This window comes from Auritidibacter ignavus (assembly GCF_029853775.1).
Taxonomy (GTDB): domain Bacteria; phylum Actinomycetota; class Actinomycetes; order Actinomycetales; family Micrococcaceae; genus Auritidibacter; species Auritidibacter ignavus.
Genome location: NZ_CP122564.1, coordinates 1,996,776 through 2,017,026 on the forward strand (window position 1 = coordinate 1,996,776; position 20,251 = coordinate 2,017,026).

At 58.0% G+C, this 20,251-nt stretch carries 17 protein-coding genes; 11 read left to right on the top strand and 6 right to left on the bottom strand.

Annotated elements, in window-relative coordinates; genetic code table 11:
- The first annotated feature begins 68 nt into the window (after positions 1–68).
- Genes QDX22_RS09130 through QDX22_RS09140 form a run of 3 tightly spaced genes read left to right on the top strand, consistent with a single transcriptional unit; the run spans position 69 to position 2,145 of the window.
- On the top strand, positions 69–440 hold the full coding sequence (locus tag QDX22_RS09130) for a GntR family transcriptional regulator (protein WP_370443906.1): 372 nt from the start codon (positions 69–71) through the stop codon (positions 438–440).
- A gap of 32 nt (positions 441–472) precedes the next feature.
- The gene (locus QDX22_RS09135) at positions 473–1,372 is read left to right on the top strand and encodes an ATP-binding cassette domain-containing protein (RefSeq protein WP_110100818.1); all 900 of its coding nucleotides are present in this window, start codon (positions 473–475) and stop codon (positions 1,370–1,372) included.
- On the top strand, positions 1,369–2,145 hold the full coding sequence (locus QDX22_RS09140) for a hypothetical protein (protein ID WP_110100817.1): 777 nt from the start codon (positions 1,369–1,371) through the stop codon (positions 2,143–2,145). Before QDX22_RS09135 ends, QDX22_RS09140 begins: the two co-directional genes overlap by 4 nt.
- A gap of 59 nt (positions 2,146–2,204) precedes the next feature.
- On the opposite strand, the gene QDX22_RS09145 is transcribed toward QDX22_RS09140, so the two are convergent.
- The 5 genes from QDX22_RS09145 to QDX22_RS09165 form a co-directional block, all read right to left on the bottom strand.
- On the bottom strand, positions 2,205–3,068 hold the full coding sequence (locus tag QDX22_RS09145; RefSeq protein ID WP_341849194.1) for a dicarboxylate/amino acid:cation symporter: 864 nt from the start codon (positions 3,066–3,068) through the stop codon (positions 2,205–2,207).
- 17 nt (positions 3,069–3,085) lie between these two features.
- On the bottom strand, positions 3,086–3,466 hold the full coding sequence (locus QDX22_RS09150; RefSeq protein ID WP_255410755.1) for a dicarboxylate/amino acid:cation symporter: 381 nt from the start codon (positions 3,464–3,466) through the stop codon (positions 3,086–3,088).
- A gap of 266 nt (positions 3,467–3,732) precedes the next feature.
- Positions 3,733–4,947 (bottom strand): acyl-CoA dehydrogenase family protein, encoded by a 1,215-nt coding sequence (locus QDX22_RS09155; RefSeq protein WP_110100816.1) that lies wholly within the window; start codon positions 4,945–4,947, stop codon positions 3,733–3,735.
- A gap of 33 nt (positions 4,948–4,980) precedes the next feature.
- Positions 4,981–5,427, bottom strand: a complete 447-nt coding sequence (locus QDX22_RS09160) for an acyl-CoA thioesterase (RefSeq protein ID WP_110100815.1) — start codon at positions 5,425–5,427, stop codon at positions 4,981–4,983.
- A 5-nt stretch (positions 5,428–5,432) separates the two neighbouring features.
- Positions 5,433–6,656, bottom strand: coding sequence for a CaiB/BaiF CoA transferase family protein (locus QDX22_RS09165; protein WP_279717771.1), 1,224 nt, complete (start codon positions 6,654–6,656; stop codon positions 5,433–5,435).
- Positions 6,657–7,092: 436 nt separating this feature from the next.
- Between QDX22_RS09165 and QDX22_RS09170 the strand changes: the two genes are divergently transcribed.
- The 7 genes from QDX22_RS09170 (at position 7,093) to QDX22_RS09200 (ending at position 17,681) form a co-directional block, all read left to right on the top strand.
- Positions 7,093–8,658, top strand: coding sequence for a class I SAM-dependent DNA methyltransferase (locus tag QDX22_RS09170; RefSeq protein ID WP_110110444.1), 1,566 nt, complete (start codon positions 7,093–7,095; stop codon positions 8,656–8,658).
- Positions 8,655–9,836 (top strand): restriction endonuclease subunit S, encoded by a 1,182-nt coding sequence (locus tag QDX22_RS09175; protein WP_279717772.1) that lies wholly within the window; start codon positions 8,655–8,657, stop codon positions 9,834–9,836. Before QDX22_RS09170 ends, QDX22_RS09175 begins: the two co-directional genes overlap by 4 nt.
- The gene (locus QDX22_RS09180; RefSeq protein WP_279717773.1) at positions 9,833–12,970 is read left to right on the top strand and encodes a type I restriction endonuclease subunit R; all 3,138 of its coding nucleotides are present in this window, start codon (positions 9,833–9,835) and stop codon (positions 12,968–12,970) included. Before QDX22_RS09175 ends, QDX22_RS09180 begins: the two co-directional genes overlap by 4 nt.
- A 366-nt stretch (positions 12,971–13,336) precedes the next feature.
- Positions 13,337–14,953, top strand: a complete 1,617-nt coding sequence (locus tag QDX22_RS09185; RefSeq protein WP_279695779.1) for an amidohydrolase — start codon at positions 13,337–13,339, stop codon at positions 14,951–14,953.
- A gap of 29 nt (positions 14,954–14,982) precedes the next feature.
- The gene (locus tag QDX22_RS09190; protein WP_279674679.1) at positions 14,983–15,945 is read left to right on the top strand and encodes an ABC transporter substrate-binding protein; all 963 of its coding nucleotides are present in this window, start codon (positions 14,983–14,985) and stop codon (positions 15,943–15,945) included.
- Positions 15,946–15,962: 17 nt separating this feature from the next.
- Positions 15,963–16,910: an amino acid ABC transporter permease gene (locus QDX22_RS09195; RefSeq protein ID WP_279717774.1), complete on the top strand. Its 948-nt coding sequence runs from the start codon at positions 15,963–15,965 to the stop codon at positions 16,908–16,910.
- Between the two features lie 3 nt (positions 16,911–16,913).
- Positions 16,914–17,681, top strand: coding sequence for an amino acid ABC transporter ATP-binding protein (locus QDX22_RS09200; RefSeq protein ID WP_279717776.1), 768 nt, complete (start codon positions 16,914–16,916; stop codon positions 17,679–17,681).
- A gap of 21 nt (positions 17,682–17,702) precedes the next feature.
- On the opposite strand, the gene panD is transcribed toward QDX22_RS09200, so the two are convergent.
- A complete protein-coding gene (gene panD, locus QDX22_RS09205; RefSeq protein ID WP_110098997.1) occupies positions 17,703–18,113 on the bottom strand; it encodes an aspartate 1-decarboxylase in 411 nt (136 codons plus the stop codon).
- 191 nt (positions 18,114–18,304) lie between these two features.
- Here panD and QDX22_RS09210 point away from each other — a divergent pair, with 191 nt between their 5' ends.
- Entirely contained in the window at positions 18,305–20,218 is a 1,914-nt protein-coding gene (locus QDX22_RS09210; protein WP_279674682.1) for a heavy metal translocating P-type ATPase, read from the top strand.
- Positions 20,219–20,251 lie beyond the last annotated feature (33 nt).

Sequence of the window (20,251 nt, forward strand, 5' to 3'; positions counted from 1 at the left end):
TCTATGGTTAATTAGTGGAGTAATGAACCACTGAGGTAGTAGAGGTGGTAACCGGGGCTGTTTCAGCGATGGAAGAAAGTGGTGAGCTGATGGTGGACGGACGACCGCTGTTCGTGCAGATCGCTGAAGAGATTGAGGGGTCTGTGATGGACGGTTCGCTCGCAGAGGGCGAGCGTGCTCCTTCCACCAATGAGCTTGCAACCTTCCACCGAATCAATCCGGCTACCGCAGCCAAGGGCATCAACCTGCTAGTGGGCCGCGGGATTCTTATCAAGCGGCGCGGAGTGGGCATGTTCGTCGCCGAGGGTGCTGCCGAGCGACTGCGTGAAGAGCGCCGCCAGAGCTTCGCCGACCACTACCTCACACCGATGCTTGCCGAGGCCCGCCACATCGGGCTCTCGGTGGAGAACGTCATCGAGTTGCTGCGCGAACGGGCGTGAGCAGACCACCGACAACGAGTGAGAGGAACACGATGAGCAACGTCATCGAAACGCGCGGCCTGACCCGACGCTACGGCAGCACGGTGGCTCTGCATCCCACCGATCTGACCTTCGAGAAGGACACGATTCACGGGCTGCTGGGTCGCAACGGCGCCGGCAAGACCACCCTGATGTCCATCATCACCGCCCAGGAGTGGCCCTCTGAGGGCGAGGTGAGAGTCTTCGGGCAGGTGCCGCACGAGAACGAGCAGGTGCTGCCGAAGATCTGCTTCGTCCGCGAGGACCAGAAATACCCCGACGACGCACGGGCCCATCATGCCTTCAACGCCGCCTCCCAGGCATTCGCCAACTGGGACTGGGAGCTGTGCCACCGGCTCTGTGAGGACTTTGCAGTCCCGAAGAAGACCAAGGTGAAGAAGATGTCGCGGGGGCAGCGTTCGGCGGTGGCCGTGATCATCGGCATCGCCTCCCGCGCGGAGGTCACCTTCTTCGACGAGCCCTATATGGGCCTGGACGCAGTGGCCCGCAAAGTCTTCTACGACCGGCTGCTGGAGGACTATGCCGAGCACCCACGGACCATTGTGCTCTCCAGCCACCTGATTGATGAGATCGCCCACCTGATCGAGAACGTGGTGCTGATCGACAAAGGCCGGATCGTATTGGACGAGCCCGCCGAGTCGCTGCGCGAACGTGCGGTGACCCTGGTGGGCCGTGCCGATGCGGTTCAGGAGATCGCTGCTGGGCGCGAAGTGCTGGCGCACGAGTCGCTGGGACGCATGGTGCGCACCACTGTGATGGGCGCACTGACCGATGACGAACGACAGCGGTTGCGCGAGCTGGACCTGGACGTGGTGCCGGTCTCGCTGCAGCAGCTGGTCGTCCACCTGACCACACAGACCACCGACCAGACTGCTGAGGAGGCTGCCCGATGAGCGTTGCAACTGTTTCCCCCACCGAGACCGCCACCGTCCCCCGAGCCAACAGCTTCGCCCGGGTGCCTGCCGCCTTCCGGCTGCAGTTCGCCGTTCCCACCATGCTGATCGGCGTGCCGGTCATGGTGTTCCTGATCGCCTGGGCCATCGCCCTGGGCCTAGGGGCCACCATTCATGTCATGGCGGATGAGACGATCGAGGATCCGATCTACACCGGGGCCGGCCAGGCCACCCTGTGGTCCCTGGGGTTCATGGCAGCCTATGCGGCCTCTCACACCTTCCCGTTCTCGCTGGCACTGAGCTTCAGCCGGCGTACCTTCGTCATAGGAGCTATTCTCTCCTTCGCGGCGGTCTCGGCAGGCTTCGGGCTGGCGGCCTCGCTGATGGCCTGGCTGGAACGGGCCACTGACGGGCTGGGTTTCAACACCTACGTGTTCGATCTGCCGTTCCTGACCCAGGGCGAGGGCAGCAGCATCCCGCTGCTCGGCGTGGTGGCTGCCCTGCTCTGCCTGGTTGTCATGCTCTTCGGCTTCGGCGTGGTGCTGCTCTACCTGCGGCTGGGCTTGGCCCGGCTGTGGACGCTGATCCTCTCGGTGATCGTGGTGATCGCGGGTGCGGCAATACTGGTGACCCTCAACGAAGGGTGGTCGCGAGTCTGGGAGTGGCTGGTCCAACAGAACGCGCTGAGCATCTCTGGCTGGCTGCTGCTGGTGGCAGCGGTGCAGTCGGTGGTCACCTACCTGATGATCCGCAAAGCTACCTCCCGTGGCTGAGCACAGATAACTCCGCGCTGGGTTGAAGTAGCGAGAAAATCCCCCCGCACGTCGAGTGTTCAGGCTTCTTGCCTGGCGCGGGCTTTCTTCCGTTCCCGGCGTTTTTCACTCGCATCAACCCCGACAGTTCCAGCCAAGTCGCCGGTAATGTTATTCATGGTCCGCGCCATGTCGAGGATGGCGTCAATACCGGCAACGAGTGCTACTGGTGCCATGGACAGCCCTGCCGTATTAACGGCCATGGTCAACATGATGATCCCTGCTCCTGGAACACCGGCAGTGCCAATGGAAGCCAGGACACCGACCAAGATCACCGAGATGATTTCCGCAACAGACAGCGTCGTTCCCATAGCATCCGCAACAAAGACAACGGAAGCACCCACATAGATCGCGGTGCCGTCCATATTGATGGTGGCACCCAAAGGCAACGTGAGCGAATAGGTACTCTGTGGGATGCCGAGTTTTTCAGCAGCACGGCTAGAGACCGGAAGCGTCCCTGAGCTAGAACGGGTGACAAATCCGGTCAGCATGGGTTCTTTGGCGGCCTTGAAGAATTCGAGGGGCGAACGTCTCATCGCAAGAATGAAGACGGCATACACCACGAGCATGACCACGACCGCGCCATAAATGACCAGGATGAGCTGTCCCAGTGGCACCAACGCTGAGACACCGATGTCACCGATCGCCACGGCTATCAGTGCAAAAACACCAATGGGGGAATACTCCAGCACACCACGAATAATCAGGAACAAGATCTCTTGCCCGGTCACGCAGATCTTGCGAATCGTCAAGGCCCCGTCGCGGATGCTCTCGTTATGGCTATCGATCAAATAGGCCAGGGCAAAACCGACGATCAGCACGACAAACATAATGGCCAAGATGTCGCCCTCGGCCAGTGCCTGGAAGATGTTCTCCGGAAAAATATTGACAAATACGTCCGCTAAGGGTGGGGCTTCCTCACCTTCTTAGCGTTCTCCGGGGCTGACAGGCCGCTCCCCGGGTTCACGAGCAGAGCTAGTCCCAGTCCAATGGAAATAGCAAAGCAGGTCGACAGCAGATAGTAGATGAAGATTTTTCCGCCAATACGACCGAGCTTTTGCGGGGTCACCGACGTAATTCCCACGATGAGTGTGGCCACGATGAGGGGAATGACCAGCATGTTGAGCAGGCGGAGAAAGATTTCGCCGAACGGCTCTAAGACCGTTGCGTCTTCGCCCCAGATCAGGCCGACGATGAGTCCAGCAAGAAGGGCTATGGCCAGTTTCCAGATCAGTGGGAAATCTAGATACCGTCTCCACCACGATTTCTTTGTGGACATCATCGACTCCTTGAAAATTCAGCCCAGGGTGTGCGACTGTCAGACGCACTGTCTCAAGGCTTGTCTCCTCAAGATCAGTGTTCCCCGGTGCGTAACCGTCAACACCCCTCCTCGCCGTGGATCTCGCGAGGAGGGTCTGTATATATGTGCTTACAGGGATCGTACACAGCCGAACGGGTTGCGTGGCTCACAAGGCTAAACATGAACCAATGCTGGTCGATATACCTTCGTATATCTCCAGCTGAGGGTAGCGCTGGGGATAGGCAGAGCTAGCCGCGGGCTTTGCGGGTGAAGGCCGAGATGCCGGTGATATCCCGGCCGACGATCAGGGCCTGGATGGAGTCGGTGCCTTCGTAGGTGGAGACGACTTCCATATCGGTCAGGTGCCGGGCGACGTGGTGTTCCAGCAGTAACCCGTTGCCACCCATCATGTCGCGAGCTTCACGGCAGATCGCCAACGCGGTGCGCGCTGTGGTCATTTTGACCAGAGAGCCCATGGCCTGGGTGAGCTGGTCTTGTTCTTGGAGTTCGGCCATCCGGGTGGTGAGTAGCTGGATTTGGGTCAACTCGGCGAGCATGGTGGCCAGTTTTTCTTGCACCAGTTGGAAAGAGGCAATCGGGGAGCCGAATTGTTCGCGCTGCAGGGCGTATTGGGCGGCGAGTTCGAATCCGGCCATCGCGTGGCCGACAGCTTCCCAGCTGGCCCCTCCTCGAGTGGCGTTGAGCACGCGGGTGACGCCGGCGAAGGACTCGCAGTGCGCCAGTCGGTTCTCCTCGGGGACGACGACATTGTCGATGATGATATCGGCCTGCACGATGGCGCGTTTAGCCATCTTGCCCTCGATCGGGGTGGGCCGATATCCGGGTGGGAAGGTGCCGTCGGGCTGTTTTTCGACGACGAAGGCTTTGACCTCGCCGTCGGCGACATCCCGGGCGTAGACCACGGTGCGATCGGCAGCGTGGCCGTTACCGATCCAGCGTTTCTGGCCGTTGAGCACCCAGGTGTTCCCCTCACGGCGAGCCGAGGTTTCCAGGGCGACGGAGTCGGAGCCGTGGGCGGGTTCGGTCAGGGCGAAGGCACCGGTCTTTTTCAGCTGAGCCATGTCCGGCAGCCAGCGTTGGCGCTGTTCTTCTGAACCCAGCAGGTAGATCGAGCCCATCCCGAGATTGGAGTGCACGCCCAGGAAGGTGTTGATCGACCCGTCGATACGTCCGAATTCTCGGGCGACGATGCCGGCGCCGAGGCGGGAGAGCCCGGGGCAACCGTAGTCGGGGATGTAGGTGCCGACCACACCGAGTTCGGCCAACGGCTCCAGCACCGCGGTGGGTAGTTCGGCCCGCTCCCAGTGCTCGTTGATGACCGGCAGGATGTGTTCGTCCCCGAAGGCACGGATGCGGTCGCGTAAGTCGAGGAGCTCCGGGTTGAGGCTTGCGTCGAGCTGAAAGTAATCGGCGTGGTGGATCACGTCGTGTGGTGTTGCCATGGTTGGTCCTTGGTGGCTGCTCTGAGAGCAGAGCTAGTTGGTTTGGGCTAACAAGAGGTCGCGCAATGGTTCCGGGATCGGGGTGGGGCGGTTGGTTTCGGCGGAGAGCACCACCAGTACGGCTTCGGCGTAGACGCAGGGGTGGGGTTGGCTGAGTTCGTGGCCGAGGGTGAAGGAGGTGTTGCCGACCTTCGTGACCCACACGCGGGCGTCGACGGCGTGGCGATAGCCGGGGTCGTCGGGGAGATAGTGCACCGGGGCAACGTAGTCGATCGTGGTCGCCCGCACCAGCCGGTACGTGCCGGCGACATTGCCATCGGTGGAGTCGCCGGTCCAGGACTGATTGGCCAGCACCCGGGCCTCTTCGATCAGGGTCAGCAGCGTGGCGTTATTGACGTGATGGTTGAGGTCTTGGTCGGCCCAGCGTAGTTGCAACCGGGTGTGAAAGGCATTGGAGGGGGCGCGGGATTCTGCGGGCACGAGCGTTAGCTTTCTGTGTGGTGGTGCGGGTTTTTGGGTTCGGTGGTGCGGATAAACTCCAACGCCCAGTCGTGGGAATCGCCCAACTCGGGTGGCAGGTGTCGGTAGGAGATCGGGGAGCGGGAGAAACTCATCGGGTTGGCAATCACCGGCACGGCGCGCTCGGGGTTGTTCTCGTCTGTCATGGTCACGATGGGGTTTAGGCCAAGGTCTTCGGCCAGTTGCACGCCACCATCAATGCCCAGAATAGGCCCGCAGGGTAGGCCCACGTTGCCGAAGACATCCGCCCAGTTTTCGGCGGTATCGGTGGCCAAGGCCTCTTCGAGCAAGACGCGGAGTTCTTCCCGGTTGGCGTTGCGTTGGGACATGGTCTCAAAACGGGGGTCGGTTGCCAGGTCGGGGGTGCCCAACGCGGTGACCAGACGCGAGAATTGGGCGTCGTTGCCACAACAGATGATCAGCGGGCCGTCGCTGGCGTGGAAGGGCCCGTAGGGAAACAGGCTGGGGTGGTCATTGCCCATCCGGGTGGGCACGTTGCCGGCCGCGGCGTAGCCGCCGGACTGATTGGCCAATCCCGATAAGGCGGAGGAGAACAGGTTCAATGCCGCGTGTTGGCCGAGTCCGGAGCGGTCTTTTTCACGCAGCCCGGCCAAGATGGCCAGCGCAGCGTGCAGGCCGGTCATGATATCGAAGATGGCCACACCGGAGCGTTGGGGGTCACCATCGGGCTCACCGGTCAGCGACATCATCCCGGACATCGCCTGGACCAGCAGGTCATAGCCAGGCATGGTTGCCCCACCGGCAGTGCCGAAGCCGGTAATGGAGGCGTGCACCAGGTGGGGCCACCGCTGGGCGACCGTTTCGGGGTCGAGTCCGAATTTCTTCAGGCCGCCGGCCTTGAAGTTCTCGATGAACACATCGGCTCGGTCCAGCAGATCGTAGGCGGTCTGTAAGTCCGCTGCCTCGGTCAAATCCAGCACCATGGAGCGCTTATTGCGGTTGACGGAGAGGTAATAGGTGGAGATACCCTCGCGCATCGGGGGTTTCCAGGTGCGGGTCTCATCCCCGGAGGGCGCTTCGACCTTGATGACGGTAGCACCCAGGTCGGCTAGCAACATGGTGCAATAGGGGCCGGCCAGGACCCGAGAGAAGTCGGCGACCACCACCCCAGCCAATGGTCCTTCGGTGGGGGTACTGGAATCATGCGTTGCGGAGTGCTCAGACATCATCGGCGGTGTCCTCTACCTTGGGTCGTCGAAACAACAAATGTGGCTCAGTTCATATCTATAGCTCATATCTATAGCACGGGGGACTCCAACGGCGACCTATTTGACGACCAAGACGAAATCAATGGTGATTGATAAGCGACGCGGAATAATTGGTGATGGTTCGGACTTGATGACGGTCATGCAACGCAAGATAAAGGACCGTTAATGTGAGGTCGGGAGATTAGAGGTGTGGCTGTCCTGGTTCACCGAGTCGTGCTGGAAACGGGGTCTAGCAACGGTCATGTAGGTACTGCTGCCGAGATACCGGCTCAAGCACCATGAGGCCTGGTCTGATGCCTAGGTGAGCATCCGGTTACAGCCGACATATTTAGTTGGGCTGAGATAAAGTTGAATCAAGAAGTGGAAGCTGACCTGTGGGAACTAAAAGAGGGAGTTCATGGCGACGACAAAGGCGCGATCAAAGCCTAAGAAAAGCTTGGAGCAGACTCTCTGGGAAGCGGCCGACAAATTACGGGGAAATCAAGAACCCAGTGAGTACAAGCATGTCGTCCTTGGCCTGGTGTTCCTGAAGTACGTATCAGACCGGTTTGAAGAGCGGCGCGAACAGCTGAAAGTTGAGCTTTCAGAGGAAGGTATTAAGCCGGAGCGAGCCGAGTCATTTCTCGAGGACCGCGACGAATACACCAGTAAGAACGTGTTCTGGGTGCCAGAGAAGGCTCGGTGGGACTCGATACAATCGGACGCAAAACAAGCCGACGTGGGGCAACGGATCGACCAGGCGATGGATCTCATCGAAAAAGAGAACCCTTCTCTTCGTGGAGTGCTACCCCGTAATTACGGACGTGAAAGCTTAGACAAGCGGCGTCTGGGTGAGCTCTTGGATCTTATCGGCTCAATCGGATTCACTGAAGCAGACGACCACGGCGCGGATGACGTCCTCGGGCGAGTGTACGAATACTTCCTCGGGCAGTTTGCAGGTAAAGAAACCGGTAAGGACGCCGGGGCGTTCTACACCCCGCGTTCCGTAGTCAAGACACTGGTAGAGATGCTGGAGCCCTATAAGGGTCGTGTTTATGACCCCGCTGCCGGCTCAGGCGGCATGTTTGTCCAGTCCGCAGAGTTTGTGAAGGCACACGGTGGTAAACGTACTGATATCTCCGTGTATGGGCAGGAATTCACCGATACGACGTGGAAACTGGCGAAGATGAACCTCGCGCTCCGGGGTATCGAAGCGGACATGGGATCGCACTCGGCAGACTCATTCACCGAGGACCTTCACCAGGATCTCCGCGCGGACTATGTGATCGCGAATCCACCATTCAATGTTTCCGACTGGTGGGATGAGAAGCTGAAAGACGACCCACGGTGGAAGTTCGGAACCCCGCCCAAAGGTAATGCCAACTTCGCCTGGGTCCAACACTTCATCTATCACCTCGCGCCCAACGGCACCGCGGGCTTTGTCTTGGCAAATGGCGCTCTCAGCTCCAAAGAAGGGACCAACGGAGAGATCCGCCGCAACCTCGTCCGAACGGGTCTCGTCGACTGTATCGTCGCGATGCCCGATAAGTTGTTCTTCAACACAGGCATCCCGGTGTCGCTGTGGTTCGTGTCCAAAGGTCGGGACGGCAACGGGCATCGCGCACGTAGCGGCGAGGTGCTGTTTATCGACGCCCGGAAACTCGGGGATATGGAATCACGCAGCCTGCGCGTGCTGTCGGATGGTGACATCGCTCAGATCGCGGACACGTACCACGAGTGGCGCAACCACGACGGCAACTACGAGGACGTCCCCGGCTTCGCCAAGTCAGCCACGATCGACGAGATCGAGAAACACGACTTCGTGCTTACCCCAGGCCGATATGTCGGTAGCGAGGAGGCGGAAGTCGACGACGAGCCGATCGACGAGAAAATCGAGCGATTGACGAGCGAGCTGTTCGCCGAGTTTGAGCGCGGACGCGAGCTTGAAGGTGAGATCCGGCGACGGTTAGGCGGTCTTCAGTGAGCCGCGTGACTCTTGGCGAAGCGTTTGTTCTAAACCCGACAGTGAAACTGTCTAAGGGAACGCATGCTCCTTTTGTTGACATGGCGAGCCTTGTGCCCTTCACCAGAGACGTGTCCGCAGCACAGGAAAAGCCCTACGGCGGCGGAATGAAGTTTTGTGACGGTGATGTTCTGATGGCGCGGATCACTCCGTCCTTGGAGAATGGAAAAACGTCGGTTTATCGTGCGGCTGCTAACCAGCGAAATGCTCCGGCTTTCGGATCCACGGAGTTCATCGTGATTCGCGGAAAAGAGGGAATCTCCAGTACTAGCTTTGCCTACTACTTGTTTACCTCGCCTGAGATCCGAGACTATGCGATTGGTTCGATGAATGGGAGTTCCGGCAGACAAAGAGTTCAGTTCGATTCTTTAGCCTCATTCGAGATTGATCTTCCCGAACTGCAGGAGCAGCGCTCGATCGCGGCGACGCTTGGCGCACTCGACGACAAGATCGAGTCGAACCGGCGGGCGATCAACTCAATTTTTAAGATTGTGACCGCCATGCTGAGCAGTGGAGCCGAAAAAATACGTATTGGCGATATTGCGACCGTAACGAAAGGACTTTCCTACAAGGGTGCCGGTCTCGACGACGGCACAGGCGCTGGAGCCCTTCCGATGCTGAACCTCGCAAGTTTCACCACCACCGGTGAGCTGAAAAGCGCGGGGACTAAGTGGTACACGGGCGCCTTCAAGCCGCAGCATGTGCTTAGCCCCTGGGAAGTTGTGCTTGCGAATACTGATCTGACTCAGGCCCGAGAACTGCTCGGACGCGGATTCTTGGTTCCTCCGCATTATGAGGGCGCTCTCCATACCCACCACACTTCGGTTGTGAGATTCTTCGAACGGAGCGAACTCAGCCTTCTGTTGTGGGCACAGCTTCAATCTGCGAATTTCCGCGATCGAGCCAAAAGGTTTGCGACAGGCACAACAGTTGCGGCATTACCACCAGAGGCTGTGCTTGATTTTGAACTTGCCGTTCCTGATGACCTCGATGAACGCCTCAACAGGGCTCGTCTTATGATCGAAAAAGCTTGGCAGCTAGAACGCGAAAACGAAACGTTGACAGCTACAAGAGACGAGCTCCTCCCCGAGCTGCTCTCCGGCCGCATCCGTGCCGCAGACGTGGGGGTCGACGAATGATGTACTTCAACGAGAACACCGTCGAGCAAGCCGCGCTAGAGTATTTCGTCGATCTGGGATATCGGCGAGTTCATGGCGTTGATATCGCCCCCGACGGGCCTAACGCGGAACGTGAGTCCTATGAAGACGTGATCTTATGGGGAAGGCTGCGTGAGGCGCTAGAACGAATCAACCCTGGCACCACCCCCACTTTGCTCGACGAGGTCATCAAGATCGTTCAGCGAGCTGAGTCGCAGAGCCTGATCGATGAGAATGCACGCCTGCATCAGCTCATCATCGACGGCGTGGCCGTCGAACATCGTAGCGACGACGGTCAGCTCCGCACCACCCGACTCGGGCTCGTAGATTTCGAGCAGCCTGAAAATAATGACTGGGCCGTGATCAACCAGTTCACGATCGTTGAGAACGGCAAGACGCGTCGGCCCGATGTTCTCGTGATGGTCAACGGTATGCCTCTGGCGTTGCTGGAGCTGAAGAACCCGGCCAATGAACAGGCGACCTTGAAATCCGCGTGGAACCAGATACAGACTTACCGCAATGACATTCCCTCGGTGTTCGTCCCCAATGCTGTTACCGTGATCTCAGACGGCACCTCAGCTGCGTTGAGTAGTTACTCAGGAGCATTTGAGCACTATGCCCCCTGGAAGACCATTGGGGGAGGTGATGTCGTGACTGACCGTCCCTCTCTGGAAGTTCTCATTAGAGGAGTCTTCGAACCAAACCGATTCCTGGATTTGTTGAGGAACTTCATTGTCTTTAGCGATGAGACCGTCACCGACAAGGCAACCGGACAGCCCACTCGGGCGCTGGTGAAACGTGTGGCGAAGTACCATCAGTATTGGGCAGTCAACACCGCTGTTGAGTCCACGGTACAAGCCTCGAGCCCCGATGGCGACCGCCGCGGTGGCGTCGTATGGCATACCCAAGGTTCGGGCAAGAGCTTCGAGATGCTGTTCTATGCAGCGAAGATTATGCGCGACCCACGCATGGCAAACCCCACTCTGGTGTTCATTACCGACCGGAACGATCTGGACGATCAGCTCTACGGCGAAACCTTTGCGCCCGCAAGAATTTTGCCGGAGACGCCCGTGCAAGCGACAACGCGCTCCGACCTTCGGGATAAGCTCAAACGTGCCTCCGGTGGGATCATTTTCACCACTTTGCAAAAATTCGCACCCGGTGAAGACGGGGATAAGAACGCCGTGCTGACAGACCGGCGGAATGTCGTGGTGGTTGCTGACGAGGCCCACCGCAGCCAGTACGGGTTCGGTCAGACGCTCGACCGCAATGGCCGTCTCAAAGCGGGGCTGGCCAAACATATGCGTGATGCTCTACCCGGTGCGACATATCTAGGGTTTACCGGGACTCCCATCGAGTCAAATGACAAGTCCACGCGGGCGGTGTTTGGCGACTACATTGACGTGTACGATCTCACCAGGGCTGTCGAAGATGGTGCTACCGTCCGGATTTTCTACGAATCACGGCTGGCGAAGGTGACGCTATCGGAATCCGACCGTGACGCGCTTGATGAGCTTGCCGACGAGATTACGGAGGGTGTTGACGAAGATGAGGCAGAAGCCGCGAAATCGCGCTGGTCACGCTTGGAAGCAATTGTCGGCTCTGAGTCGAGACTAGACCTGATAGCTCACGATATCGTTGAGCACTGGGAGAAACGACGGGAAGCCTTATTTGGCAAGGGCATGATCGTCACGATGAGCCGTCGTATCGCGGTGAGACTTTATGAGAAAATCGTTGCGCTACGTCCTGACTGGCACTCGGACGATCCTGCTCAAGGCAAGATTAAGGTCGTCATGACCGGATCGGCTTCTGATCCTGCTGAGTTCCAGCCCCATATCCATTCCAACGAGGTCCGTAAGGAGCTCAAGCTCCGGGCGAAGAATGCCGACGACCCGCTAGAGCTGGTCATTGTTCGTGACATGTGGCTGACCGGATTCGATGCGCCCGCCATGCACACCATGTACGTGGATAAAACCATGCGGGGCGCAGGGCTGATGCAAGCCATTGCTCGGGTGAATCGAACCTTCCGCGACAAGCCGGGTGGCCTCATCGTGGACTATATTGGTCTGTTCTCCAACCTGCAACAAGCCCTCAAAGAGTATTCACCATCGGATCAAGACCAGACAGGGGTTCCACTTGAGGAGATGGTGCAAGTGATGTTGGAGAAATACGATATTATTCGTGGAATTCTTCACGGTGTTGAATATAATTCCTCCCCCTCGCTATCGGCCTCCCAACGACTCAACGAGCATGCGAAAGTCCTGGACTTTGTCATGGCCGATGACGATCGAACCTCGCGATTCAACGATCAAGTACTCGCATTGGCAAAGGTCTTCGCCCTTGTTGGCGCGCACGAAGAAGCCGCCAAAATCCGGGACGATGTCAGACTGTTCACCGACGTGAGGGCCGCGATCCTGAAAATCCAGAACCCAGATTCGGGTCTGGGCGGTTCCGGGTCGGTGGAAATAGACACAGCATTAGGACAGTTGCTCAATGAGGCTGTTGCTTCTGACCAAGTCCTTGATGTTTATCAACTGGCTGGTGTAGAGACCCCTGAAATTTCCCTGCTGAGTGATGAGTTCTTGGACTCCCTCGCTGATCAGGACAGGCCCAATTTGCAGATTGGTCTGTTGCGACGGATTATCAACGACCAGCTTCGCACGATTAAACGGCGGAACGTGGTGCAAGGTCGGAAGTATTCCGAAATGCTCGATGCGGCCGTGAACCGGTATACAAACCAGTCACTTACCGCTGCGGATATTATTGCTGAGCTCGTCAAACTCGCTAAGGAAATGCGAGATTCAGATCAGAGGACAGAAAACCTCGGTCTGAGTGTCGCCGAAGTAGCCTTTTATGATGCTATTGCTCAGAACGATGCTGCCGTCCTACAAATGGGCGATGACACGTTGAAGCAAATCGCCATCGACCTCGTGCAGGCCGTTCGAAACAGCGTGGTCATCGACTGGGAGCATAAGGAGAGCGTGCGTGCCGCAATGCGGTCCAAAGTCCGACGTTTGCTGGCGAAGTACGATTACCCGCCAGATGCCGAAGCCAAGGCGATCGAACTTGTCCTAGAGCAGGCACAGGTACTTGCTAGCCAAGAAAACGCTGCTTAAAAAAGCGCTGTAAGACATCGGGTAACTTTCAAGGGTGCACGAGAGCCCCCGACACGACAGTGCCCCATTTACAGAAGACTCGCCACTCCTGCCTTGCCTCGACAGCTTCGTCGAGAACCGAGAGCCTTAGTACCCCGCGCATTGTGAGTTTTAAACATCAACAGCGTGATTCAAAACCGCCACCCGTCTTGGTCATTTTCAGTGCCGTCTTCACCTCCCTAGGTTCTGGCTCGCCTTGGGATAGCGGGAACCGGACGATTTGCTCTTGGTTGGAGCTTGATTTACCCGCCCGTGGTGTGCTTGTGCGGGGAGGAAAACGAGCTAACATCTATGTGAGATAGATCACTTCATGGGGAGGGCTCGTTCGTGTCGCAGACGCTGTTCATTCATCACCGCATCTACACCTTGACCGGCGTGACGCCGATTGACGGGGCGATCCTTGCTGCAGATGGGAAGATCCAATTTGTCGGTGCGCTGGACGACGCGCGAGGTCTTGCATCGGAGAGCTGTGTAGAGGTTCGGCTTCCTGGAGAAGTCGTTCTTCCCGGATTTCATGACGCACACATTCACACTGGCGATATGGCACGAGGGCTGGTGGCACCTCAGCTGGGTGGAGCCACAAATTACCAAGAAGTGTTGCGACGGTTGTCCGAGTTTGCAACATTCCGGTCAGGTGAAACCTGGGTGCTTGGCGGACGTTGGGATTCTCATGAATGGCACTGCGGATCGGCTCCAGATAAGGCTGACCTCGATGCGATTTTTGGGGCGACACCTGTGGTGCTACAAAGCGTCGATGGACACGCCTCGTGGGCAAATTCTGCTGCCCTTGCGCAGGCGGGAATTCACCGCGAAAGCCCCGAAGTTCAGGGTGGTGAGATCGTTCGGGACGATACGGGTGACCCCACAGGATTATTGCGAGAAGCTGCACAAGATATACCTCGTCGGATGGCAGAGAGTTCGCTTGAACCGCAGCTTCCCGACCTCATCAGTGCCATTCAGGGTGAGCTGATTCGTCTTGGCATTACCCAGATCACGGATTTCGATGGAGAAGAAATCCGGAACGTGTATCAACAACTGGATGACGCCGGAAAGCTTCGTTTGCGGGTTAACAAAGCGGTACAAGCAGCTGATCTTGAGCTCGCGATAGCGCAGGGGCGTCGAACTGGTGCGGGCTCCGATTACCTGCGGACCGGTCCCGTAAAGTTCTTTTCCGACGGTGCGTTGGGGACCCACTCTGCTTTGGTCTCAGAACCCTATGCAGACTCCACCCCAGAGCAGCCGTGTAACTGTGGCATCGCAGTTACGAGTGTTGCGGACCTCGTCACTGGTGTCACGCGAGCGAATGCACACGGGCTGTCAACAGCGATTCACGCGATTGGCGACCAGGCCAACACCAACGTCTTAAAGATCTACGCCGGTGTGTTTCTGTCCACCCGTGCCAACCGGTTGGTCAACCGCATCGAACACGCCCAGCATCTCAGTCACACCGACGTCGCCCGTTTTGCCTCATACGGCGTGGTGGCCTCACAACAACCCACACATTGCACCACCGACTATCCACTGAACTCCAAACGTCTCGGTGACCGCCCGCTGGCTAGTTATGCCTGGAAGACTCTCCTTGACGCGGGGGCCCTGGTCGCATTCGGATCCGATGCTCCCGTTGAACCAGCGAATCCATGGTTTGCTATCCACGCCGCAGTTACCCGGCGCACCCGAGAACTGAATGCGCTGACAGATGGTAAGACCTCAGAAACGTTGACTGTTGCCCAAGCACTTCAGGCTCACACACAGTCGCCGGCAGACGCACTAGGACTTGGGGAGTTGAGCGGAACCCTTGCCCCGGGAAAGTATGCGGATTTCATTGCATGCGACCAAGACCCCTTTGAAGTAGAACCCACCGATCTCTGGAAAACACAGGTGCAGGCCACAGTGATTGGTGGGACGGTCCAATATGCTGCGCCAGATTCCGCAGACGTCGGATGAGAACATCATCCCGAAAGGTGAAAATACGCGTGAAGAACGTCAAAACATGGAGCCTTGTCACAGTGCTTGCTGGGTCGTTACTCGGCCTGAACGGTTGCGGAGCGGAAGCGCTGTGGCTCATTGATGAGGAAACCGATCCAGCAAAAATAGACCTCAGCGATTTCGAGACAACCCCGGTACCCGAGGAAGAGAAGGCCAAAGAAATCATCGAGAGGATAGAGCCTCAAGAAGAACTTCACGCCATGCTTCCTCCCGAATACCGCGCTGGGCTGAAATGGACAACGTCAGTCGGCTACCCGCCAATGGAACTGTGGGCGAGCAATAACGAAGACATTATCGGCGTCGATCCCGCAATGGCACGAGCAATGTCCGCGGCCCTTGGTGTTGAGATGACTTTGGAAGACCAGGAATTCAACGCCATGATTCCAGGGTTGATCTCCGGGCGCTACGATGTATTGGCCAGTTCGATGACCGACACGGAAGAGCGACGGGAGACGACGTCCTTTGTGAGCTATGTGAAGTCTGGCAACGCGTTCCTGGTGGAAAAAGGCAATCCGCTCAACGTCGAGGTACCAGAGGATCTATGTGGCAAGAAAGTAGCACTGGTCGATGGTGGCTCTAGCGCTGCATTTGCTGAAGGTGTTTCAGCAGAATGCGAAAGCAATAACGAGGAACCGTATGAAATTTTGAGGTTCGAACAAGATCAGACTGCCAATCTAGCGCTGGAAAGCGGGCGAGCCGATGCCACGGTCACCGATCTGCCGGTTGCACTGTCTCACGCAAGTTCCGACAACAAAAATTTTGAAGCGGTCCCGATCGACGGCGACGAGGCCATCTGGGGTATTGGCATTGATAATGCGCAAACACACCTCGCCGAAGCCATACAGGCTGCCATGCAGTATCTGATGAATGAGGGCTACTACGAGGAGATTCTTGTCGCCTGGGACGTCGAGGTCATGGCGGTCGACGAGGCCACACTAAACGGGGAATGACCAAGAGAGGGAAAACCGTGGAGAGAAGAACCGAACCTTTTGTCTTAGCAGATGGAAGAACGATTCCCGTTGCACCGGTCAAACATGTCAAACGGTGGATCGTCGGCGCAATTGCCATTGCGGTGCTGATCTGGTTGCTGTCGATTCTCGTCTTCAACGAGCGGATTCGTTGGGATCGAGTGTGGGAATACCTGTTTTTCCCTAATATTCTCAGCGGAGTCGGCGTCACCATCTATATCAGCATCGTGGCAACGATTCTCGGGCTCGTGCTTGGTGTTTTCATCGCGATTATGAAGTTGTCGAATAACCCAGTACTCCGGTGGATCGCTGAAGGCTATATTTGGTTTTTCCGCGGCACTCCGGTGCTGGTGCAACTGATCTTCTGGTTTAATCTGGCGTTTCTCCTGCCGTACTTGGTGCTCAAAATCCCCTTCACGAATCTCGGGTTTCGATGGGACACGAATGAACTCATCTCGGGGTCCACCGCTGGAATCTTAGGGCTGGGCCTGAACCTGTCTGCCTATTTCGCAGAGACAGTGCGAGCCGGAATAATGGCGGTCGACCGAGGGCAGACCGAAGCTGCGTTGGCCTCAGGAATGACGCGCGGACAAACCACCCGGTTGATTGTCTTGCCCCAGGCACTGCGCATCATCATTCCGCCGACAGGCAACGAGTTCATCTCGATGTTGAAGACCACCTCACTGATCGTGGTCGTGGCCGGTAATGACTTGATGACCAATGCCAGCCAAATCTACAAGCAAAACAACCTCATCATCGAGCTACTGATTGTGGCAAGTATTTGGTACATGGTGATGACCGCGATTGCCACGTACGGGCAGTCACTGCTGGAAAAACGGTTTGGTAAAGAACGCGTCCGTGCCATTCGTGGCACCACTTTCAGCCAGAAGGTCGTTGAGGCCACGACCGGTGCAATCAAAACCCCTCAGGGCTCGAGAAAGGGTTGACCCATGGCTAGCGACACATCACTTGTTCACGCGCATGGAGTGCGCAAAGCATTCGGCAACCACGAAGTCCTCCGTGGCATTGATTTCAGCGTCAAGCCAGGAGAGGTCTCGGTCATCATCGGACCGAGCGGATCCGGCAAGTCGACGTTCTTACGGGCGATCAACGGCTTAGAGACGCTCGACCAGGGAAGCCTCGTTGTTGATGACCAGCAGGTTGGGTTCGACTTTCGTGATGGAAAGTACCACGAGTGGCCCGATAAGCGCTGGGCTGAGTTTCGAGCCGGAATCGGGATGGTCTTTCAGCGTTTTAATCTCTATGGCCATCTCACTGCGGTCGAAAACGTGACGATCGCGCTGGTCCATGTCAAAAAGATGAGCAGGTCCGAAGCGAAAGAGATCGCAGAACGAGAACTACACCACGTAGGTCTGGCGGAGCATCAACATAAACGTCCCCACCAGCTCTCAGGCGGTCAGCAACAGCGCGTTGCGATTGCCCGTGCCTTGGCGATGGAACCGAAGCTGATTCTTTTTGACGAGCCCACCAGCGCATTGGATCCAGAACTGGTCGATGAAGTGCTGGAAACGATGAAAACTCTCGCGAAAGCGGGCATGACCATGATTGTGGTCACCCATGAAATCGGGTTCGCCCGAGAAGTGGCCGATACTATTTCCTTCTTTGATGATGGACAGATAGTGCTACGGGACGCGCCGGAACAATTTTTCACCAGCGACAACACCCGGGTTCAGGGGTTTTTGGAGCGGGTGCGCTAGGGATAACGCGGTGGACCAGCCCTACTGCGCCAGTGGCGGGCGCTGGGCGTTATCGGTGGGTGGCTCAGCCGGGTCGTTACCCAGGCGCAGGATGTTGTTCTGCTCATCGACGTGCACCACGGTGGGTTCGTAGGTGCGGGCTTCTTCGTCGTCCATTTGCGCGTAGGCAATCAAGATGACGAGGTCCCCGGGGTGGACCAGGTGCGCGGCCGCCCCGTTGATGCCCAGGACCCGAGTGCCTCGCTGTCCGGCGATAGTGTAGGTCTCCAGGCGAGCGCCATTGGTGATATCGACAATCGAGACCAACTCACCGGGCAGAATTCCGGCAGCATCAAGCAGGTCCTGGTCGATGGTCACCGAACCAACGTAGTTCAGGTTGGCTTCAGTCACCGTGGCGCGATGGATTTTCGCGTGAAACATGGTACGGAGCATGGGTCCTAGTCTAGGGGGCTTGGGGACAGACCGTGACCTTCAGTGACCGGGCCAACGTCGACGCTCGCCACGTAGCCCGGAAGGGGAGCCTCACCACGGTGAGGGATAGCAGAATACAGCAGGGCTATATACCCATTTAGCCTTGCCTAGGATTGCTGGAAGCTCGACAGCGTCAGCGAGATACTTGAGCTATGAAAAAGATCGCGACTTTCATTCGGCAGTATCCCATTGTGGCCATTACCTTGGTGTTGCTTGTCGTCGTGCTCGCCTGCGAGTTCTCCGGTGCCACCACTGCGGCGCAGTGGATTGCCACCGGGTATGTCATTGTCATTATTGCCTTGACCGCCTTCGACATGATTCGCGATATTCTGCGTGGCCACTTTGGCCTCGACATCCTTGCGTTGGTGGCGATGATTGCCTCCATTGCGGTGGGCGAATATATCGCAGCGATGATTATCGTGCTGATGCTCTCGGGTGGTGAAGCGATTGAAGACTACGCCGCCCAACGAGCGACCAAAGACCTCGACGCGCTGTTGAAGATGGCGCCCAATACCGCGCACCGGTTGCGCAGTGATGACCCGGAAGCCACCGCCGATGACATTGACGTCACCGAGGTGGCCGAGGGCGATCTATTACTGGTCAAGCCTGCCGAAGTAGTGCCGGTCGACGGTGAGCTGATCAGCGATTATGGCGACTTCGACGAGTCCTCGCTGACCGGTGAGAGTCTGCCGGTCCAATACGAACGCGGTCACGCGGTGATGTCGGGTTCCATCAACGGGCAACGGGCGGTGCGGATCCGTGCCACTGCAGACTCGAACTCCTCTCAGTATCAGAAGATTATTGCGCTGGTAGCAGAAGCTGAGCAAGCCAAAGCGCCCACCGTACGGGTGGCCGACCGGTTTGCGGTCCCGTTCACGCTCGTCTCGTTGGCCATCGCAGGTCTGGCCTGGTGGCTATCGGGCGACCCGGTCCGTTTCGCCGAAGTGCTGGTGCTGGCTACCCCATGCCCGTTGTTGATTGCTGCCCCGGTGGCATTCATGGGTGGGATGAGTTCCAGTACCCGCAACGGCATCATCGTCAAAGGTGGAGCCACCCTGGAGGCATTGGCGCGGGCGAATTCAGTGGCCTTCGATAAGACCGGTACCCTCTCCTACGGCCAGCCCGAACTGGTTGAGGTGATCCCCGCCGACGGGGTGGATGCCGACGAGTTGCTCACCTTGGCGGCCTCAGCTGAGCAGTACTCCTCCCACGTACTCGCCGAAGGCGTGATCTCTGCAGCTTATGAGCGTGGACTGAGGCTGACCACCACCGAGGATGCGAATGAAATTGCGACCAACGGTGTCACTGCGGTCATCGAGGGGCGCCATGTGGTGGTGGGTAAGCTGGCTTTCGTTCAAGAGACCGACCCGGAGGCAACGCGTGTTCGGCTGGAGCCGGGACAAACCTCGGTGGCGGTGGCGATCGATGGCAGGTTTGCCGGTAGTTTATTGCTCGCTGACTCGCTGCGCGACAACTCCTCGACCACCGTCCGAGAATTGCACGACCAAGGCATCGACACGATCGCGATGCTCACCGGCGATAATCAGGACACTGCCACCTCACTGGCTGAACAAGCTGGCATTGATACGGTCCACGCCGAACTGTTGCCCCACGACAAGGTGGAGATCATCAAGACTCTGCCCAGTCCGGTGATGATGGTCGGCGATGGCGTCAATGATGCCCCGGTGCTCACCGCCGCCGATGTCGGAATCGCCATGGGCGCTCGTGGGGCCACCGCTGCCAGCGAGTCCGCCGACGCGGTGATTGTCCGCGACGACATCAGCCGGGTGGGCTTGGCGGTGCGCATCGGTAAGCACACCTTCCGGATCGCGCTGGAAGCGATATGGATTGGCATCATCCTCTCGATCGGGCTGATGCTGGTGGCCGCCTTCGGCTACATCCCCGCTGTGTGGGGCGCGCTGACCCAGGAGCTGGTCGACCTGGCCGCTATCCTCTACGCCCTGAGGGCACTGACCGGTGGGATCAAGGGCACGAACAAAAACCGGGGCGCGGACCGTCATGACGAGGCCCAGCCCTCCGACGTCACGGAAGTTTCGCGTAGCTGACGCGTGCTCCCGGGGCTCTGGGTCCACCTGGCT